Origin of the sequence: Planococcus sp. MSAK28401 (genome assembly GCF_018283455.1) — a bacterium.
Lineage (GTDB): Bacteria > Bacillota > Bacilli > Bacillales_A > Planococcaceae > Planococcus > Planococcus alpniumensis.
Genome location: NZ_JAAMTH010000001.1, coordinates 1,295,500 through 1,309,854, shown reverse-complemented (window position 1 = coordinate 1,309,854; position 14,355 = coordinate 1,295,500). Strand labels below are relative to the sequence as shown.

General features: G+C 49.6%; 14 protein-coding genes and 1 riboswitch. Of the genes, 4 read left to right on the top strand and 10 right to left on the bottom strand.

Going from position 1 to position 14,355, the window contains the following annotated elements; translation table 11 throughout:
* Window positions 1–30 precede the first annotated feature (30 nt).
* The 3 genes from G3255_RS06710 to G3255_RS06700 form a co-directional block, all read right to left on the bottom strand.
* The gene (locus tag G3255_RS06710) at window positions 31–1,629 is read right to left on the bottom strand and encodes a pyruvate oxidase (protein WP_211653796.1); all 1,599 of its coding nucleotides are present in this window, start codon (window positions 1,627–1,629) and stop codon (window positions 31–33) included.
* Between the two features lie 109 nt (window positions 1,630–1,738).
* The gene (locus tag G3255_RS06705; RefSeq protein ID WP_211653795.1) at window positions 1,739–2,761 is read right to left on the bottom strand and encodes an LLM class flavin-dependent oxidoreductase; all 1,023 of its coding nucleotides are present in this window, start codon (window positions 2,759–2,761) and stop codon (window positions 1,739–1,741) included.
* A 48-nt stretch (window positions 2,762–2,809) separates the two neighbouring features.
* Window positions 2,810–3,610 carry an alpha/beta hydrolase gene (locus G3255_RS06700; protein WP_211653794.1) on the bottom strand — a complete coding sequence of 267 codons (801 nt, stop codon included), beginning with the start codon at window positions 3,608–3,610 and terminating at the stop codon, window positions 2,810–2,812.
* A 100-nt stretch (window positions 3,611–3,710) separates the two neighbouring features.
* Here G3255_RS06700 and G3255_RS06695 point away from each other — a divergent pair, with 100 nt between their 5' ends.
* On the top strand, window positions 3,711–4,220 hold the full coding sequence (locus tag G3255_RS06695; protein WP_211653793.1) for a gamma carbonic anhydrase: 510 nt from the start codon (window positions 3,711–3,713) through the stop codon (window positions 4,218–4,220).
* 34 nt (window positions 4,221–4,254) lie between these two features.
* Here the strand turns inward: G3255_RS06695 and metK are convergent, their stop codons facing one another.
* Window positions 4,255–5,451 (bottom strand): methionine adenosyltransferase, encoded by a 1,197-nt coding sequence (gene metK / locus G3255_RS06690; protein ID WP_101190043.1) that lies wholly within the window; start codon window positions 5,449–5,451, stop codon window positions 4,255–4,257.
* A 204-nt stretch (window positions 5,452–5,655) separates the two neighbouring features.
* Window positions 5,656–5,766, bottom strand: a riboswitch (SAM riboswitch).
* A gap of 237 nt (window positions 5,767–6,003) precedes the next feature.
* On the opposite strand from metK, the gene pckA reads away from it, so the two are divergent.
* Window positions 6,004–7,593: a phosphoenolpyruvate carboxykinase (ATP) gene (pckA, locus tag G3255_RS06685; protein WP_211653792.1), complete on the top strand. Its 1,590-nt coding sequence runs from the start codon at window positions 6,004–6,006 to the stop codon at window positions 7,591–7,593.
* A gap of 111 nt (window positions 7,594–7,704) precedes the next feature.
* Here the strand turns inward: pckA and G3255_RS06680 are convergent, their stop codons facing one another.
* The 3 genes from G3255_RS06680 to G3255_RS06670 all read right to left on the bottom strand — a co-directional run bounded on the left by G3255_RS06680 (window position 7,705) and on the right by G3255_RS06670 (window position 9,449).
* A complete protein-coding gene (locus tag G3255_RS06680) occupies window positions 7,705–8,496 on the bottom strand; it encodes an alpha/beta hydrolase family protein (protein ID WP_442757072.1) in 792 nt (263 codons plus the stop codon).
* Window positions 8,483–8,935: an NUDIX domain-containing protein gene (locus G3255_RS06675; RefSeq protein WP_211653791.1), complete on the bottom strand. Its 453-nt coding sequence runs from the start codon at window positions 8,933–8,935 to the stop codon at window positions 8,483–8,485. Before G3255_RS06675 ends, G3255_RS06680 begins: the two co-directional genes overlap by 14 nt.
* A gap of 67 nt (window positions 8,936–9,002) precedes the next feature.
* Window positions 9,003–9,449 carry a Dps family protein gene (locus tag G3255_RS06670; protein ID WP_211653790.1) on the bottom strand — a complete coding sequence of 149 codons (447 nt, stop codon included), beginning with the start codon at window positions 9,447–9,449 and terminating at the stop codon, window positions 9,003–9,005.
* Window positions 9,450–9,559: 110 nt separating this feature from the next.
* Between G3255_RS06670 and yidD the strand changes: the two genes are divergently transcribed.
* The gene (gene yidD / locus G3255_RS06665) at window positions 9,560–9,790 is read left to right on the top strand and encodes a membrane protein insertion efficiency factor YidD (protein WP_058381158.1); all 231 of its coding nucleotides are present in this window, start codon (window positions 9,560–9,562) and stop codon (window positions 9,788–9,790) included.
* A 109-nt stretch (window positions 9,791–9,899) separates the two neighbouring features.
* Window positions 9,900–10,928 (top strand): metal ABC transporter solute-binding protein, Zn/Mn family, encoded by a 1,029-nt coding sequence (locus tag G3255_RS06660; RefSeq protein WP_211653789.1) that lies wholly within the window; start codon window positions 9,900–9,902, stop codon window positions 10,926–10,928.
* Between the two features lie 29 nt (window positions 10,929–10,957).
* Here G3255_RS06660 and menC read toward each other — a convergent pair whose 3' ends face one another.
* From menC to menB, 3 genes are all read right to left on the bottom strand, one after another.
* Window positions 10,958–12,019 carry an o-succinylbenzoate synthase gene (gene menC / locus G3255_RS06655; RefSeq protein ID WP_211653788.1) on the bottom strand — a complete coding sequence of 354 codons (1,062 nt, stop codon included), beginning with the start codon at window positions 12,017–12,019 and terminating at the stop codon, window positions 10,958–10,960.
* Complete coding sequence (locus G3255_RS06650) at window positions 12,010–13,440, bottom strand: o-succinylbenzoate--CoA ligase (protein WP_211653787.1); 1,431 nt, start codon at window positions 13,438–13,440, stop codon at window positions 12,010–12,012. The genes menC and G3255_RS06650 overlap by 10 nt, the downstream gene beginning before the upstream one ends.
* 92 nt (window positions 13,441–13,532) lie before the next feature.
* On the bottom strand, window positions 13,533–14,354 hold the full coding sequence (gene menB / locus G3255_RS06645; protein ID WP_058381162.1) for a 1,4-dihydroxy-2-naphthoyl-CoA synthase: 822 nt from the start codon (window positions 14,352–14,354) through the stop codon (window positions 13,533–13,535).
* Between the last annotated feature and the right edge of the window lies 1 nt (window position 14,355).

The following is a 14,355-nucleotide window of genomic DNA, read 5'->3' as shown; positions in this document are numbered from 1 at the left end:
CATCTATTCATATGCATGTTGCAATTTCTTCTATAGTACAGCCGAGATGTCTTCCACGTATGCATCGATGACGACTGGCTGTTTGCTTGCTTTCACTTTTGATAAAACATCCTGCAATTCGGCACGTGTTTTTACTGTGTAGCCTTCACCGCCGCAAGCAATGGCAAACGCCGCAAAGTCGATATTGGCAAGCTCGACATTGGTCGGCTTATTGCCTGCCATTTTTTGTTCGTCTTCAATCAATTGAAGCTTCTGGTTGTTGAAGACGACGATGATCATCGGCAGTTCGTATTTAACTGCAGTGACAAAATCCTGCATGCCCATGGAAAATCCGCCGTCCCCGACGATTGCGATGGCTTGTCTTTCCGGATATGCCAGTTTCGCTGCAATGGCTCCCGGCAAACCGCAGCCCATCGTCCCGAGCCATGAAGATAAGACCAGTTTTTGCCCAGTCAGCTGCAAGTATTTCGCTGACCAAATGGTGATACTCCCGACATCGAGTGAAACAACAGCGTCCCGCTCCATGATGTGCTGAATTTCGCCCAACACTTGCTGGGGTTGGAGCATGTCGGTTTGCTTATCGATATCAGCACGCAGCTTGTCATGCCAAGCACTTCTTTTCTCCTGAAATTGATTCAAGAATCCCGGATCTTTTTCACCAAGCTTGCTTGTCAACCAGGCAAGCGCTGGCCCGAGTTCCCCGACTACGCCTACCGTCGCCGGATAATATTTTCCGATCACGCGCGGCTCGAGATCAATTTGGATGGCCGGCGCTTTGTCCGGCAAATATTCGCGGTACGGGTAGGCTGTGCCGGCCAGGATCACCAAGTCGGCTTGTTTCATCGCCTGTTCAGCCGGTTCTGTCCCGAGTTGCCCAAGCTGCCCTAGGTTATTCGGGTGATCATCTGGAATCAAACCTTTAGCCGGAAGCGATGCAATGATTGGCGCTTTCAGCCTTTCCGAAAATGCCAATACTTCGCCAGGTGCATCCTGTGCGCCTTTGCCTGCCAAGATGACTGGCTTTTTCGCAGTCTCCAAGAGCTTCAGCGCTTCCTTCAAATCTTCTTCCGCCGCCCGGATATGCGGCACGGAATATTCCGGCGAGGTCATCTCCTTTTCCCGCTTGATTTTCGTGCTAAATAGATTGTCCGACACAACGAGCAGAGCCGGGCCTTTTTCTGCATAAGCTGCGCGCACCGCCTGATTGAGCATATCCGGCAATTGCTCGGCATTTTGCACGCGGCGGTTATAGACCGAAACGTCTTCAAACATTGATTCCAATTTCAACTCTTGGAAGGTATCGGTCCCGACAGAACTGCTTGTCACTTGCCCGACAATCGCGAGCATCGGTGTTTTGTCTTTCTTTGCATCATACAACCCGTTTTGCAGATGGATTGCTCCAGGTCCTGCGATCGATAGGCATACGCCGATGCGCCCAGTCAATTTCGAATAGGCCGAAGCAGCGAGCGCCCCTGTCTCTTCGTGGCGGATCTGGATAAAGCGAATCTCCACTTTGCGCAGTTCCTCCATCAATTCATTAATGGAATCTCCAGGCATTCCGTATATATGGTCTACATTCCATTGCTTCAATAGCTCGACAACGTGGCTTCCTGCCGTGCGTTCAAACATATACATTCCTTCTTTCCTTATTTCTGTTGTTCCATCTCTTTATCCCTCCAGCTCATCTCTAAACCTTTTTTGGCAAACATGCAAAAAAGCAGCAAGCTGTTTTTTCAGCCTACTGCTTTTTTTCGGACGTTCTTTTGGTCATTTCTTCAGCGATCAATCGGAACGTCGTTAACTTATCATTGAAATCATAGGCGACGGAAACGATCATCACTTCATCGGCGCCATATTCTTCCCCGAGCGCTTCCAAATGATCCACTACTTGCACAGGGTCGCCGACGACCATGCGCCGGCGGTTATCCGCAACGAGCAGCTTTTCGAATTTCGAGTATTCGTAAGCGGCTGCCTGTTCCGGAGGCGGCGTACCGTCAGACGGCATGCCCTGCGCTCCCATCGCAAGCGACAGGTCGAGTGAAGAAGCGACATATTCCGCCTGTTCACGAGTTTCCTGGCAAACGGCGAAAATCGCAAAGCCAGTATACGGTTCATTGCCATTATGGGAAATGAAATTTTTTCTGTAATTGGCTGTAAATTCCTGCCCGCCTTCGCCATTGATAAAATGCGCGAACATATAAGGCAAGCCTTTTTCCGCGGCCAGTTGCGAAGACCCCTCGCCTGAACCAAGCATCCAGATCGGCGGTGCTTGCGGTGGCACAGGGGTTGCAGTCATTCCATAATAGTCATGCGACTCCGGAATGCTGTTTTCCAAATACATGCGCAGTTCATCCAGTTGTTCAGGAAAGCGGCCCGCATCCCGCAAGCGGCCATTCGATAAAGCGAACGATGCTCTTGGCATGCCGCCTGGCGCACGTCCCACTCCCGCATCGATGCGTCCGGGATACAGGTTCTCCAATAAATTGAAGTTCTCTGCCACTTTAAACGCCGAATAATGCGGCAGCATGACGCCCCCGGACCCCAAACGGATTGATGAAGTCCTGGCGCCGATATGGCTGATCAGGATCTCCGGAGAAGAGCCCGCCAAAGTTTTGGCATCGTGATGTTCCGATACCCAAAAGCGCGTATAGCCCCATTGTTCTGCGTGTTGCGCCAACTGGACCGTATTGGCTAAAGCTTCGCGGGCTGTCTGGCCCCGCGAGATCGGGGATTGGTCTAATATACTGAAGCGAAGTGGCATCTTGATCTTTCCTTTCTATCATTTAATACAGAGGCTGATCATGAAGTGTTATTGGCTGCGGCGACTTTTCTCGGATTCCGCTGCCGATTCGGCAAAGCGTAGCGCCGACCGGAAAATTTCGTCCCGTTCCGGTTCCTGCAAGAGGTCGTGGTAGCAAAACGGCCATTCCTTGAAATGGAACTCATTGACCGCTTGCTTGGACAGCCAAGTGCGACCAGCTGTCGTCCGCGTAATCAAATCGCGCTGGCCAACGTGGAGCATGACCGGCAAATCAGGAAGCTGTGTTTGTGCTGCTTGTTCCAAATAGCCTTGCAATTCCTTCCACCAGGCCGGTGAACTGAGCGACTGGATCGCTCGATCGGCACCCGCCGATTCGTCCTGGAACTTGCGTCTCGTCAAATGGCGCAATTCGATGCCATGGTCGATTTTCCCTTTTCCGGTAAGCTTGCTGATGCCGGACAATGCAAGCGTTGGCTTGCTCGGCACTTTTTGCAATTCAAACCATGGTGACGTGACAATAAGCGCTGCTATCGGATGGCGGTTTTCAGCAAGGGCATGGATGGCAATCGCTGCTCCAAGCCCGTGTCCCGCGAGTACAATCGGCAAGTCATTTCCTGCTGCCAATCGCAGCAGCTCAGCGGCTGTTTTATCGTACTCGAAAAATTGTTCGCGGTGCACAGAATCATCTGCTGCTTGTGTCCCATGTCCTGGCAGATCGCCCATATAGACGTGAAACCCACTCCTGCGCCATTTCTCGATTTGCCATGCATAGCGCTTATGCTCCTCGTATGCACTATGGATCAACACGATAACGCCTTTTGCATCGCCTTCCGCTTGCCATTTCCACATAATCCGCGCCTCCCCTATACAGCTTGATCGATTGACCTTTTCCGTTGTTTTGATACGATTAGAACTAATTACATCTTATCAATGATAAAGGAGCTTTGCCATGATCTATCCATATAAAGACAAATCACCAAAGATTGACAAATCGGTATTCATTGCTGATTATGCGACCGTCACAGGAGATGTGACGATCGGCGAGAACTCCTCTGTATGGTTCAACACAGTCATCCGCGGCGACGTCGCACCGACTGTCATCGGGAAAAATACCAATATCCAAGATTTGTCGATGCTCCACCAAAGTCCGGACAACCCGCTCATCTTAGAAGACGATGTCACTATCGGCCACCAAGTGACGCTTCACAGCTGCAAAATTAGAAAAGGCGCTCTGATCGGCATGGGCTCAATCATTTTGGATGGTGCAGAAATTGGCGAAGGAGCATTTATCGGCGCAGGAAGCCTTGTGGCACAAGGAAAGAAAATCCCGCCGGGCACATTGGCATTCGGGCGCCCAGCAAAAGTAGTGCGTGAACTGAACGAAGCAGACAAAAAGGATATGGAACGCATCGTCCGGGAGTACGCAGAAAAAGCAGCTTATTATAAATCACTTCAATAGAAAAAGCAGGCGGAAAATATCCGCCTGCTTTTTATTATGCGTTAGCCTGTTGTTTCAAAGCATCCGCTTTGTCTGTGCGTTCCCACGGAAGGTCGACATCCGTACGGCCGAAATGGCCATAAGCCGCTGTCTGTTTGTAGATCGGGCGACGCAAATCGAGCATCTTGATGATGCCGGCTGGGCGCAAGTCGAAGTTTGCGCGTACGAGTTCGATGAATTTGTCTTCGCTGACTTTCCCAGTGCCGAACGTATCGACAGCAATCGACACCGGATGTGCTACGCCGATTGCATAAGCGAGCTGTACTTCACATTTGTCGGCAAGCCCAGAAGCGACGATATTCTTCGCCACATAGCGTGCTGCATAGGCACCCGAACGGTCGACTTTCGTCGCGTCTTTACCGGAGAATGCCCCACCGCCGTGTCGTGCATAACCGCCGTACGTATCGACGATGATCTTGCGGCCTGTAAGCCCTGCATCTCCTTGAGGCCCGCCGATGACGAAGCGTCCTGTCGGGTTGATGAAGTATTTGGTTTCAGCGTCTAGCAGTTCAGCCGGCACGACTTCATTGATGACATATTCTTTCAAGTTGCGCTGGATTTGCTCTAGGCTGACTTCTGGATGGTGCTGTGTCGAAATGACGATCGTATCGACACGCACTGGTTTATTGTTCTCATCATATTCAATCGTTACTTGCGTTTTGCCATCAGGACGCAAATACGGCAAGATTTCTTCTTTGCGCACTTCTGCCAAGCGGCGTGCGAGCTTGTGCGCCAGGCTGATTGGCAATGGCATCAATTCTTCTGTTTCGTTTGACGCATAACCGAACATCAAGCCTTGGTCGCCTGCTCCGATCTCATCCAATTCTTTATCGGTCATCTGGCCTTCACGCGCTTCGAGTGCCACGTTGACGCCTGCAGCGATATCTGCCGACTGCTCATCGATCGCTGTCAACACTGCGCTTGTCTCGGAATCGAATCCGTATTTCGCGCGTGTATAGCCGATTTCTTTAACGGTCTGGCGGACTACTTTCGGAATGTCTACATATGTGGATGTCGTGATTTCGCCGGCAACAAGGACGAGCCCTGTCGTTACGGTCGTTTCGCATGCGACACGCGCATTCGGGTCTTCTGTTAGGATCGCATCCAGGATTGCGTCTGAAATCTGGTCGCAAATCTTATCCGGATGGCCCTCTGTTACTGATTCTGATGTGAATAATCGACGGTTTGTCAAAAAAAGTTCCTCCTTATATCCTGCGAGATTGCTCTCGAAATTGATACGGTACTCGTTTTCCCATGTCAAGTCCGTTTCCGTTTATAGGAATTGAACTTCCAGCTTTTTCAGCCTGCACACGAGGATTAAGGGCATTCCATAAAAAAATCCCTTCACTCATCCATTAGTAATGAGGAAAGGAATAATCATCATAAGCACCTTTCACTCTTATCGTCCAAGGCATTCGCCTTGCTTCAGGTTGGGCACCATCGCTGCAATTGCAGCAGGTTGCCGGGTTTCATTGGGCCTGCACCCTCCACCAGCTCGGAATAAGAGTATCCGTTCAATTTCCCATCATACGGAATGCAACAAGCACTGTCAACGTTTTTACCGGAAACGATTGTCAGACTTTTAAGCATGCATCTTTTTCTACTATTGAAAGAACACAAATCATGAACATTGACAGATTTCTAGTTATTAGTATAGACTAATCGCGTCAATGTGTTATACTAATGTTCGAATATAGATCTTCCCCATTCATTTGGGAATAAACGAAAAGGAAGGTACATATATATGACTTCAGTGAACCTAGCAAATGATTTGAAAGAGCTTTTGAACGGCTCGAATATCAATATGCAATTATCCGTTCCACAATTGGTGGAAGCTGCAACATCCCACGGGGAGGCAGTATTGACGCGTGAAGGCGCGGTCAAAGCGGAAACCGGCAAATACACGGGCCGTTCGCCTAAAGACAAGTATATGGTAGAAGAGGCGATTTCGAAAGATAAAATTGACTGGGGCAGCGTCAACCGCCCAATCTCCGCTGAAATCTTTGAAAACCTATATGCTAAAGTCCTTAATCATTTGAAAGAAAAAGACGCTTTGTATGTCTTCAAAGGTTTTGCCGGTGCAGATCCTGAGTCCCGTCTGGCGATTCAGACGATCAACGAATATGCATGGCATAACCTGTTTGCCCATCAATTGTTCATCCGCCCGACTGCGGAAGAACTGAAGGCGCATGAAGCTGAATTCACTGTTGTTTACGCCCCGACTTTCCACGCAGATCCTGCAGTGGACGGAACGGATTCCGAAACATTCATCATCGTTTCGATGGAAAAGAAAATCATCTTGATCGGCGGTACAGAATACGCAGGCGAAATGAAGAAATCCATCTTCTCGATCATGAACTACATCCTTCCTGAAAAAGGCATCCTGCCGATGCACTGCTCGGCGAACGTCGGCAAAAACGATGACGTTGCCTTGTTCTTCGGCCTTTCCGGTACAGGGAAAACGACTTTGTCGGCTGACGAAGACCGCAAATTGATCGGCGACGATGAGCACGGCTGGTCCGATAACGGCGTCTTCAACATCGAAGGCGGCTGCTATGCAAAAACGATCAACTTGTCACGTGCTAACGAACCGCAAATCTTCGATGCCATCCGTTTCGGCTCTGTTCTTGAAAACGTCGTCGTTGACAAAGACACGCGCATCTCGGATTACGACGACGGATCATTGACAGAAAACACGCGTGCAGCGTACCCGATCGATGCTATCGATAATATCGTTGTCCCTTCTGTTGCAGGCCACCCGAAAACGATTGTCTTTTTGACTGCGGACGCATTCGGCGTATTGCCTCCAATCAGCAAATTGACGAAAGAACAAGCGATGTATCATTTCCTTAGCGGCTATACATCGAAACTTGCCGGCACAGAACGCGGCGTCACTTCACCGGAAGCGACATTCTCGACATGCTTCGGCTCACCATTCCTTCCGCTTCACGCGACTGTCTATGCAGAAATGCTCGGCGATAAAATTGATGAGCACGGCGCAGACGTCTACCTAGTAAACACGGGATGGACTGGCGGAGTATACGGCGTCGGAAGCCGCATGAAACTGTCATACACTCGCACAATGGTCCGCGCAGCGATCCGCGGCGACTTGAACGGCGTGGAAATGGAACACGAATCCGTCTTCGGCTTGAACATGCCAAAAGAAATCCCAGGCGTGCCGACTGAAGTATTGAACCCGCGCAATGCATGGGCTGATAAAGAAGCTTATGACCAAAAATCACAGGAATTGGCGAAGAAATTCAAAGACAACTTTGAAAAATTCGGCACTGTGGATGCTGGCATCAGCCAAAAAGGCGGGCCTACCCATAATTAATCCAATCAAAAAGGACCAAGAGAAATGCATTATTTCTCTTGATCCTTTTTTGTGTTTATTTAACTACTGATCGCCTTGGCTAAGCCTCTGCTTTATCATGGCCAGGCTTGACTATGCCCTGTCACGCTTTTCCTGCTCTTTCATCCATACCGTCAAGGCCTTCGCAGTCTTGCGATTTGCCGTAGGAGGGAAAAAATGTGTGTACTCCGGGAAATACCACGTTTCACACGGCTGATGGTTGAGCTGTAACGCTTCTTCCAACAAGAAGGCTTGCTGAGGCGAAACATTGTCGTCTTTCAAGCCATGGATAATCAAGTAAGCAGCATCGCTCTCTCCGATGCGCATCAAGGGATTGCGTTCTTCAAATGCCGGAAGCGCCGTATTCGGCGTGCCGCCGTAAAGACGCTTCATCATGCGGCGCATATCCAGCCGCTCTTTATACGTCAGCACCGTATCCGTGACGCCTGCCCATGTGACGACGGAGCAAATATCGCTTCTCAGCACAGCAGTCCACAGCGCCATAATGCCGCCTCTTGAAAATGCCAGCAAATGCACAGGCCCTGCACTGAATTTTTTCAGCACTTCCACGGCATTCACAGCATCATAGCGGTCTTCACCGGCAAACTCATCTTTCCCTTCGCCGCCACGATTGCCGCGGTAATAAGGTGCAAAAACGGTAAATCCCATTCCTGCAAATTGCGCGATCCGTGCCGGCCGCACCATGCCGATGGACTGGATGCCACCGCGCAGGTACAAGATTCCACTCCCGGCATCATCTTTTTTCGGCTGCGCCAGCAAGCCTTTAATACGCAAACCTTCAGACCAATACGTCACTTCCCGCAAGCGCACGTTTGGATTCGGCGAAGGATACCATCTCATCGATTCAATATCACCATTTTTCAACAGTCTTCACCTTCTCTATAATCGCTTCCATGCCCGAGTCACGCATGAGGAAGCTGTAATTTTCATCGATCACAAGTTCAGGCACCAACGCCGGGCCGTCAGTTTCCATCCACTCCACTTGCTTCATGTCCTCAATCGTGGCCGTAAATACCGTTTTGCTGAAAGGTTTATCTGTATAAACCGTATATTCCGCAAGCCAACTTAATTCATTCACAATGGCTCCGGTTTCTTCGTATACTTCCCGCTTCGCTGCCTCATCCAGCGATTCGCCTGGCTCGGCTTTGCCGCCGGGAAATTCAAGGCCGCGCATGGAATGCCTCGTCAACAGCCAGCTGCCATTATACTTTCCTATGACCAGCACATGCCGGCTTTCGATCTGCGACTGTCCTTTTTCAAAAAATAAACGGCAAGTGCAGCCGTTCAAGTCCTTATATTCCATCAAACATCCTCCCGGCTTCAGAAAAAGCGTACAACCGGCTAACGGTCGTACGCCCATTTCTTCTATTCTACTTCTTTTCGCCAAGAAATGCAGACAGCATCCACGAATGCTTCTCTAAGTTTTGATGGATGGCATTGAACATATCCTCTGTCATGTCATCGCCGTCTCCAGCAGCAAGTTCCATGCCTTTTTTCAAGGATTTCATGATTTTGTCGTAATCGGAAACGATGGTATCGACCATCTGCTCCGCGCTCTCGCTGCTTGTCGCTTCATCTACGACCGACAATTCCAGCTGCTCTTTCATTGTCGCTACCGGCTTGCCGCCGAGTGCCAGCAGGCGTTCCGCAATTTCATCCATATGGAGCGTCGCTTCGTTATACAGCTCCTCAAACTTTACATGCAAGGTAAAGAAAGATGGCCCTTTGACATACCAGTGGAAATTATGTAGTTTCGTATAGACCACTGACCATGTAGCGACTTGTACGTTTAATTCTTCATTTAATGCTGTTGACACAATTCATCACTCTCCATTTTTTATAAGCTCTTGTACTTTATAAATACCTCTAAAAGCCCTACAATAAACATCAACGAACCGTAACTAAACAAGAAAAGAGTGGAATCACGATGAAAACTGCATTAGTGAAGCTGTTCCGTTTTTATCAACGCTTCATCTCCCCCTTGTCGCCGCCAAGCTGCAGATTCTATCCGACTTGCTCCCATTATGGGATCGAAGCGGTGGAAAAACACGGTGCATTAAAAGGCGGCTATCTCGCAATTCGCCGCATATTGAGCTGCCATCCGTTCCATAAAGGCGGAGTGGATTTTGTTCCGGAAGAATGGCCCCCTAAAAAATAGGTGGGTTTTTTTCTTGTGTTCAAGAAGATTCTATTGTATGATTCTAAGAGCCAACAAAACGTAACGATTACATTTTATGAACATGTATTATAATTTGGAGGGACATTTCATGAAGAAACTAGCATTATTTGCAGGAATAGCACTCATTTTATTATTGGCTGCGTGCGGCAGCAACACAGAAACCGACAGCGGGGCTGAAGGCGATGCAACCGAAGGGAAACTTGATGTATACGCAACGGTTTATCCGCTCGTCTATTTTGCAGAACGCATCGGCGGCGAGCGTGTCGACGTCAAATCCGTTTACCCGGCTGGCGCCAACGAGCATAGCTTTGAACCAACCCAAAAAGACATGATTAATATGGCGGACGCCGATCTGCTCTTTTATGTTGGTTTAGGACTTGAAGGCTTTATCGACAGCGCACAGGAAACGCTGCAAAATGAAGATCTCGAATTTGTCGCTACGGCAGACGGAATCACCGATGAACAACTCGAAGCTGCGGCTGGTAAACAAGCCGAGACACAAAGTGAAGACGAGCATGGGCATGAAGAGGAAGATGCTCATGAAGAAGAAGGACATGATGAACAGGAAGAAGGCCACGAAGGCCATGACCACGGCTCCACTGATCCACATGTCTGGATCTCACCTGTCTTAAGCCAGGATCTCGCCGCTTCTGTCCGTGATGCTTTAACGGAAAAAGACCCGGAAGGCGCAGAGGAATTCGATAAGAATTATGAAGAACTCGTCGCTGAACTAGAAGCCCTTGATGAATCCTTCCAAAACTTGAACGAAAAAGTCGAACGCGACATCTTCTTTGTGTCCCACTCAGCATTCGGCTATATTGCAGCACCTTACGGATTTGAGCAAGTCGCTATCGCAGGTTTGAACAGCCAAGATGAACCGTCCCAGAAAGAATTGACGGAAATCGTCGACATGGCGCGTGAAAAAGATATTCAATACATCGTCTTTGAACAAAATGTTTCGTCGAATTTGACGGAAGTCATCCAAAACGAAGTCGGCGCCGAAGCGATTGAAATGCATAATCTCGGAGTCTTGACCCAAGAAAACATCGACAACGATGAAACGTATTTCACCTTGATGGAAAAAAATCTGCAAGCACTCGAAACAGTCTTGAAATAAAAAAACTCGCCGATCATTCGGCGAGTTTTTTATATGTTCAGCCTATATCCGATTCCCGGGCTTTCGCTTAATTTGATTTTCCCGTGCTCCACATAGATTTCCGGAGAGACGATATCTGTCTGCCAAAAATGGCCTGAATCTGAAAAATCCCCGGTCAGTTTCACTTCCGGCAGCGAGGCAAGCGCCAGATTATGCGCTTTCGAGACGCCAAACTCGATCATGCCGCCGACCCACATCCCGATCTGTTCATTTCTGCAGAACTCGACGACCTTCAAGGTTTCTGCCCAACCACCGAGACGCCCCATCTTCAAGACGATGACATCCCCTGCTTGCTGTTCCGCCATGCGTTTTACATCTTCGAGGCTATGAATGCTTTCATCCAGGCAGATTGGCGTCGTCATTTTTGAACGTGCAATCCGGTGTGCCTCCCACTCATGTTCTCCATATGGCTGCTCAATCAACACAAAACCGGCCTGATCAAATGCCAGCAATTCCTCCAATGCGCGTCCTGAAAAACTGCCATTGGCATCGGCATAGAACGAGATCTCTGGATTGGCCGCAACCAAGCTTTTCAATAAAGCCACATCGGTATCAGGTGAAATTTTCAGTTTGATGCGCCGATAACCACTGTCGATCGCCATTTTGATATTCTGCGACAAATCTTCCATTTCCCCTGCGACGACCACTCCTGCAGGAATCGGGGCATAGACTCCCCCGATAAATTCATAAAGCGGCAAGCCTTGTCGCTTGGCGAATAAATCCCATACAGCCATTTCAACAGCCGCTTTTGCCATATGATTGCCTTTTACTGTTGAAAATAAACACGCCGTCTCAGCCGGATGCTCCATTTGCCCACCCAGCAATAGCGGGGCGAGCACCTGCTCCATCACAAAGCGGCTGCCGGTCACGGTCTCTTCGGTATACCAAGGCGTATCAAAAGCAACACATTCACCGTAGCCCTCGCGCCCTTCAGCGTCCCGGACAATCACTATCGTCACTTCCCGCTCTTGTACTTTCTGCAAGACAGTAATGAAAGGCTGGTTCAAAGGCTGCTTCACCTTATGGAATTCAATGCCGGCAATTACAGCCATGTCTTCAATTCCCTTCTGAGCAATTTATTCGACGCGTTCCGAGGCAGCTCATTCACCACACGGAAAAGTTTTGGCACTTTATAGCCGGCCAGCTGACCGCGGCAAAATTCCGCCAGCTCATCCAACACTTCAGGTTCATCGAGCACGACAAACGCAGCCGGCACTTCTCCCCACGTGCTGTCTGCCATTGCGCAAACCCCGGCTTCCCGGACGGAAGGATGTGCCATCAACACCTTCTCGATTTCTGCCGGATAAATATTCTCTCCGCCAGAAACGAGCAGATCCGAGCGCCTGTCGACGACGAATAAAAATCCTTCTGCGTCTAAATAACCGACATCACCCGTTGCGAGCCAGCCGTCTTTTTGCACGGCCCGGTCTTTGAACTTGCCGATATAGCCAGGAGTCACTTGAGGCCCCTTGATGAGGATCTCTCCCGCTTCCCCTGTAGCCGCTTCTTCGATTTTCACCTGATATAAAAATAGCGGCTTGCCCGCAGAACCGATCTTCGTTTTCGCATCAGCCGGCTGCAAGGTCGTCGTCTGCGAAGACGTTTCGGTCATGCCGTAGGTTTGGAGCACTTGAATGCCATGCGCTTCCGCACGCTGCAAATAAGACACCGGAACCGGGCCGCCTCCCGCCAAAATCTGCTTAAAACGTGGCGAAACGCGCAGTTCGCGCTGCTCGATTTCCCTAAGTACTTGATCAAGCGTGACAGCGACCATCGAACTGTGCGTCACTTGCCCTTTGCATAATTCATCCGCACACGCCACAGCGTCGAATTTCTCGTAAAGCCGGACACCCATTCCGTAAACAAGCGACCGCATCAAAATCGAGAATCCGCTGATATGGAACAAAGGCACCGTGCAGAGCCAGACATCGTCAGGCGACACACCCAAATTCAGCGCAGAAGACACCGCACTCGAAAAATGGTTTTCAGCTGTCTGCCGAACCCCTTTCGGATTGCCCGTCGTACCCGAAGTATACATGATCGACACAGTCCGGTCTTTCGCCCATTCTGCCCGCAAATTAAAGTCCGTAGATGGCGCCTGCCTCAATTGCTCAAAAGAAACCGGCTGCACTGCTGCCACTTTTTCGAATAACTCAGCACCCACAAATACTCGGTCCACCTTTGCGTCTTCAATCTGATACGCTAATTCCGCTCCCGCCAGCCGTTCATTGAGCATGACCATTTCACAGCCGATATGCAGACAGGCGTACATAACAAAAACAGACTCGGCATTCGATTTAGCGAGCAAGGCCACACGCGAATGTTCCGTGACGCCAAAATGCGCCAGCTTCCCGGCATAATCGAGCGCGAGCTTGTTCACTTGTGTAAATGTCCATTCATCCTCGCCGAATGATAAGGCCAATTGATTTCCCGTCAGGTAAGCACGCTGCGACAGCCAATTCGGATACGTCATTTTCAAAATCCTTTCTTCAAGCAAGTTCATTTATTAGCCATTGATTGAAAAAAAGCTGCCTCCGAAGAAGACAGCTCAATTCATTCATATAATCAAGGGAAACGCGGGAATTGGCCGAAGTCCGGTTTGCGTTTTTCTTTAAACGCATCGCGGCCTTCTTTCGCTTCATCCGTTGTGTAATAAAGCAAAGTCGCGTCTCCAGCCATTTGCTGAAGTCCAGCAAGGCCGTCCGTATCCGCATTCATTGCCGCTTTGACGAAACGCAATGCAGTCGGGCTCATTTCGAGCATTTCCTCGCACCATTTCACGGTTTCGTCTTCCAATTGCTCGTAAGGCACAACTGTGTTAACAAGGCCCATATCAAGCGCTTCCTGTGCATCGTATTGGCGGCACAAGTACCAGATTTCGCGAGCTTTCTTATGTCCGATGATGCGTGCCAAATAGCCGGAGCCATAGCCTGCATCAAATGAACCGACGCGCGGTCCAGTTTGGCCGAAGCGTGCGTTGTCTGCAGCAATCGTCAAATCACAAACAACGTGAAGCACGTGTCCGCCGCCGATCGCGAATCCAGCAACCATTGCAACAACCGGTTTTGGAATGACGCGGATCAAACGCTGCAAGTCCAGGACGTTAAGGCGCGGAATTTCATCTTCCCCGACGTAGCCGCCATGTCCGCGGACGGATTGATCGCCACCTGAACAGAATGCTTTTTCGCCTTCGCCTGTCAAGACGATGACGCCGACATCCGAGTTGTCGCGCGCGCGTGAAAACGCGTCGATCAATTCATGGACTGTTTTCGGGCGGAATGCATTGCGCACTTCCGGACGGTTAATGGTGATTTTTGCAATCCCATTATATGTTTCGTATTTAATGTCTTCATATGTAAGTTCTGTAACCCATTGACGTGTTGACATA